We start from the raw sequence: 5,243 nt of genomic DNA on the forward strand, positions 1-5,243 counted from the left end.
ATAGCGATAAACTGGTTTGTTATCCGTTAATTCAGGGAGAACAGATTAAATATCAAAATAGATAACATTTTTCAATAGTATTAGCTGCATTTTCAGATTTATATCTTTATATCTACAGGAATGAGAGATATCTGTAGTATCTGTACTGAGTTAAGAATATGACTATTTCCTTTATGCTGGGAAGTAGTCATTTTTTTTTGATGGATTTTTGGCAAAATACCTGGCAGGATATTACCTGTGAACAGTAGCATAGGCAATCCTGGAACAGTTACTGTCAGAAGTGCTAGTGTAAATATTGAAGCGTTTACGTATAATGAAGATGAACGAAAACACGAGTATAACAAGAAAGGAGATGTTTTTATGAACAAAAAAATGAAATTATGGGTGGCTGGATCTGTTGGAGTTTTAATGGCAGGTATGATGAGCGTGAGTGTTTATGCACTTGAAGAAAAGGACGTTATTGGAACCTGGTATGTAAATGAGCTTTCTATGGGAGGAAACATGACGTTCCATCCGGAATCAATGGGAATGGAAGTGACCGTTGACATTAAAGAAGGCGGACAGATAGAGACAACGACATCTAGCAGTGGAGAGGAACCAGAGGTAGATCAGGCAGAGTGGAAAATAGAAGATGATAAATTACTGATAACCAATGATGGTGAATCTAAAGAATGTGAGTATGCTGATGGCAAGTTGACTATAGATGTAGACGGAATGACAATGATCATGAGCCAGGAAAAAGAAGAATATGAGCCATATGTACCTGGTGAACCGGTAGAAAATCCTGCAATAGAGGATTTTGAAGGAGAATGGATGTGTACTTTGATGGAAGCATTTGGAATGCAGATGCCGGTCGATGCTGAGCTGACTGGATTTGAGATGATGCTGACAGTTCAAGGGGATACGGCTGAGCTTTCTTTAATAGAGAGCGGAGAAGAGAGCAAAGTAGAGCTTTCAGGTGAGGTGGAAGGAAATAACCTGATCTTGAAGGCTGTGTCCGAAGATGAGGCAGGGACTATGTTCTTTAGTTGTGATCTTATGAAGTTCACTTCGCTGGGATGATGGAAAGCTTTGTTTTGAAGCAGACGCTGATGACAGTGAAGAATCAGAAGATTCCGAAACAGATGGGGAAGATTTCTCTGTAAAGACATATTTTGACAAAATAACTGTTACTGAATAAATTCAAGTCGAGCTGCCGCACCGGAGATATCTTATTCCAGTGCGGCAGTATAGGATTGCCAAGATGTGCAGAAAAATATGTGATGCGTTGCATTACGCACATCTTCCAGCAAGAATACTAAGGCATTTTTGAAATTCTTCTTGACTGAATTCAAGTCGAGCAGCTGCGAGACTTGGCGCGTGATTCTGGTCAGCGTAAGCTGACATATTCTTTACAGAATCACTGCGCATCCTCGCGAAGTGTTTATCTCAGTCGGAGATTGGACTCACTGAGACGAGCTTGCTGTTACTCACCACCTGAAAGAGGTGGGAGTCTTCTCGACTGAGATAAAAGGGAGGTAGGGCATGGGATTATTTGATAAAAAAATTTGTGATATCTGTGGAGAAAAAATAGGTTTACTTGGAAATAGAAAATTAGACGACGGAAATTTATGTAAGGATTGTGCAAAAAAATTATCACCATGGTTTGAAGAGCGGCGGCACAGCACAGTAGAGGATATCAAACGTCAATTGGAATACCGTGAAAAGAATAAAAAAGCGGTAATGGATTTTTGCGTTACCCGTCAGATCAATACCAGAAACTACACTGTTTTTATTGATGATCATAAGGGGAATTTTACAGTTGCACGCAAACTGGATGTGAATGAAAACCCAGATATCGTTCCTTTATCAGCTATTGTGCAGTGCAGAGTAGAGGTGGAGCAACAGCAGCTTGAAGAAACATATACAAAGGATGGAAAGACAGTAAGCTATCAGCCGCCAGTATATAACTATGAATATGATTATACGATGCGTATTAAGGTTAATACTCCCTGGTTTGATGATATGGATTTTCGTTTGAATACATTTTCTATAAGCAGTGAAAAGAGAAACGAATTGATGGAAGTGGAGCAGACGGGATATCAGATTGTTGCCGCAGTGACACCAAATGCAGCCGGAATGCAGCCAGGAATGTCCGGGATAATATGAACGGAGGAATGCAGTCAGGAATGTCCGGGATGAATATGAACGGAGGAATGCAGCCGGGAATGTCCGGGATGAACATGAATGGAGGAATGCAGCCGGGAATGACCGGGATGAATATGAACGGAGGAATGCAGCCGGGAATGTCCGGGATGAATATGAACGGAGGGATGCAGCCAGGAATGACCGGGATGAACATGAACGGAGGAATGCAGCCAGGAATGTCCGGGACGAACATGAACGGAGGAATGCAGCCAGGAATGTCCGGGATGAACATGAACGGAGGAATGCAGCCAGGAATGTCCGGGATGAACATGAACGGAGGAATGCAGCCAGGAATGTCCGGGATGAACATGAACGGAGGAATGCAGCCAGGAATGTCCGGGATGAACATGAATGGAGGAATGCAGCCGGAGGGTAGTTCGTGGAAATGCCAGTGTGGCGCAGAGAATACAGGAAGATTTTGTGAATACTGTGGTCTGCCGAGACCATTTTAGAAAATATGAACAAAAGGGCTATGATAGGCCGTCCTGTTTATAGAATCTGGTTGAATAAAAAGTTTTTGTGGGAGTTTCTAATGCTTGCCAGCCTACCCAGTGTGAACAGATAACCAATTTCTCTAAAAACTATATGCCAGTACATGGTTTTATAGTATACTTAGTACAAGAAAGTATTAATGAGAGAGGAATTTTCATGACATACAATAAAAAAAAGATGTTGTCGTGTGGAGTGATTTTGATTAGCGTATTACTGGCTTATATCTGCAGGCTGGTACGACCGGAAAATGCTTTTATGAGAAACCTTGCAGACCAGTGCCGCAACTGTATTTATCTGGGAATCTACTGTGCCTGGGTGATTTACCTGGAAAAGCATGTAGTACATAAGAAAATGCGCAGATGCCTCACTGCAATTGGCTGTCTGATGGTATTCTGGTTTTTTGTAAGGACAGTGAAATTTCATATTCTTTATGACCCTCTTGGAGAACACGTTTGTTGGTATCTGTATTATATTCCAATGATTTTGATCCCGGCTTTGGGTTTGGCAGCAGCCATGTTCTTTGGTGAAAAGGATGAAGAAAAAACAGTGAGAAGAATCAAAATTCTGTTGACTGTGGCGGTAATATTGATCGTAAGTGTTTTTACAAATGATTTGCATCAGATGGTGTTTCATTTTGCAAAACAGCCTCCGTTTTCAGATAATGATTACAGTTATGGCATTCTTTTTATGGTGATACAGGGATGGATGTTGATTTGCCTGACTGGGATGGAAATCATACTGATCAGAAAATGCAGAATCCCGGGAAAGAAACAGTTCTGGCTGCCAATTATTCCGGGAATCCTGCTTCTGGGATGGAATATAGGAAATATATTCCGGCTGCCTTTTATCCAAACCTTTGCAGGGGATATGACGGCAGTATGTTGTATTTTAATGGCAGCAATTTATCAGGGCTGTATATTATGCGGACTGATACAGACGAACAATCGTTATTTTGAATTATTTCAGACCTCCGGAGGATTGGATGCAGAGATCACAGATCATTCTTTTCAGCGTTATTATCATTCCGGTGATTTTCCGCAGCTTTCGCCTGAATTGCGTGCAATGATCATTAACAGATCATTTGTACAGGAACAGGGGATCAGGATCAACCACATTCCCATAAGAGGCGGACATCTGTTTTGGTCGGAAGATATTTCAGTATTGCTGGATCAATATCAGGATATTCGGGAAACAGCAGGAAGAACTTACTGCCAGAAACAGGCTGTTGAAAAAAACCTATCAGAAAGAAGCGGAGCGGAGAAAAGCTGAAGAACAAAATCGGCTGTTAAATATGATACAGAGTCAGACCGCCGGCCAGCTGGAATTGTTGTCACAGCTGATGGATGAACTGGAAAAGACGGAGTCCAGGGATCGATATAATTGGATCCTTGGTAAAATTGTAGTTGTTGGTACGTATTTGAAGCGGAGAAAGAATCTGGTATTGACACAGTACACATCAGATGGAAATCTGCTTACAATGGAAGATCTTAGACAAAGCCTTGCAGAATCCTGTGATAGCTTAAAACTATGCAAGATTCGTGCTGCTTATTACGTGGAAAGCGGAGATGTGCAGCTGAATGCAGATGATATACTAAAATGCTATGATACTTTTGAATGGCTTGTGGAACAGTTATCAGATGTGATGCAGTCTATATTTTACCGTGTATCGCAGATTGATGAGGATCTTCGAATCTCCGTTCATATTGTGTCTGAAGCGGATCTGCGAGACTTAGTGTCAGAAAGACCGGAATTAAAAGTACAGCAGGAAGATGAAAATGAATGGTTTGTTGGGTGTATCGTATTCAGAAAAGGAGGCAGCAGATGACCAGTTTTGGGGAATGCAGCATGGTAATGCAGAATTTTCTGATGATTCTCCTTGAGATATGCCTGATTCTGGAATTGATCCTTCTGATGACAAGAATCACCGGTTTGTCTGGGGAAAAAGAAAATCATTACGGCAATGACTGTTTTTACAGTTTCTTTTATTCTTATGGGCTTTCTTATGAATGATCACAGGTATTGCCTGGGAGAAAGCGCATATCAGCCTATGCTTAGGTATCCGGTCAGTATTTTAATTGCAGTGATGATTGTATTGACCTTGTATCTTTGCTGGGCGGTCTGGAGAGAGAAATGCAGATATAAGCATTCTTTATCATACTGGTCTGTGAATGAAGCTGTGGATGATGTTCCATGCGGGGTGTGCTTTTCAGATCCTCTGGGAAGGATTGTTTTATGTAATACCAAGATGCAGGAATTGTGCAGAATGATGACAGGTTCCTATCTGCAGGATTATGAAACCTTGCGAAAAGTAATGAATGACGAGCCTGTTTCCGAAGGGTTTTTCAGGTTGAGCAGCGACAGCAATGTATTTTATTTTCCGGATGCTTCTGTTTGGATGTTTCAGGAATATCATCTGCAGGAACCGGATTTGGCAGGATATCTGCAGACAGTAGCTGTTAATGTATCAGAAATATACTACAATAGTGAAAAGATCCGGGCAAACAATGAAGAACTGGAGATTTTGAACCGTAAGCTGGAGGAAATGTACGAAAAAATCGGCGATA

At 41.4% G+C, this 5,243-nt stretch carries 6 protein-coding genes and 1 pseudogene; all 7 read left to right on the forward strand.

Annotated elements, in window-relative coordinates; all coding sequences use genetic code 11:
• Positions 1–237 precede the first annotated feature (237 nt).
• Positions 238–1,062: a hypothetical protein gene (locus R1Y93_RS05410; RefSeq protein WP_500821968.1), complete on the forward strand. Its 825-nt coding sequence runs from the start codon at positions 238–240 to the stop codon at positions 1,060–1,062.
• Positions 1,063–1,524: 462 nt separating this feature from the next.
• Positions 1,525–2,148 (forward strand): DUF4428 domain-containing protein, encoded by a 624-nt coding sequence (locus R1Y93_RS05415; RefSeq protein WP_500821969.1) that lies wholly within the window; start codon positions 1,525–1,527, stop codon positions 2,146–2,148.
• Positions 2,145–2,639: a hypothetical protein gene (locus tag R1Y93_RS05420; protein ID WP_500821970.1), complete on the forward strand. Its 495-nt coding sequence runs from the start codon at positions 2,145–2,147 to the stop codon at positions 2,637–2,639. The genes R1Y93_RS05415 and R1Y93_RS05420 overlap by 4 nt, the downstream gene beginning before the upstream one ends.
• Positions 2,640–2,835: 196 nt before the next feature.
• Entirely contained in the window at positions 2,836–3,948 is a 1,113-nt protein-coding gene (locus tag R1Y93_RS05425) for a histidine kinase N-terminal 7TM domain-containing protein (RefSeq protein ID WP_500821971.1), read from the forward strand.
• Positions 3,905–4,504, forward strand: a complete 600-nt coding sequence (locus R1Y93_RS05430; RefSeq protein WP_500821972.1) for a hypothetical protein — start codon at positions 3,905–3,907, stop codon at positions 4,502–4,504. The genes R1Y93_RS05425 and R1Y93_RS05430 overlap by 44 nt, the downstream gene beginning before the upstream one ends.
• Positions 4,501–4,689 (forward strand): hypothetical protein, encoded by a 189-nt coding sequence (locus R1Y93_RS05435; RefSeq protein ID WP_500821973.1) that lies wholly within the window; start codon positions 4,501–4,503, stop codon positions 4,687–4,689. Before R1Y93_RS05430 ends, R1Y93_RS05435 begins: the two co-directional genes overlap by 4 nt.
• Positions 4,682–5,243, forward strand: a pseudogene (locus tag R1Y93_RS05440) (ATP-binding protein); the annotation flags it as partial. The gene R1Y93_RS05435 and the pseudogene R1Y93_RS05440, both read left to right, overlap by 8 nt.

This window comes from Blautia sp. HA3515 (assembly GCF_059933065.1).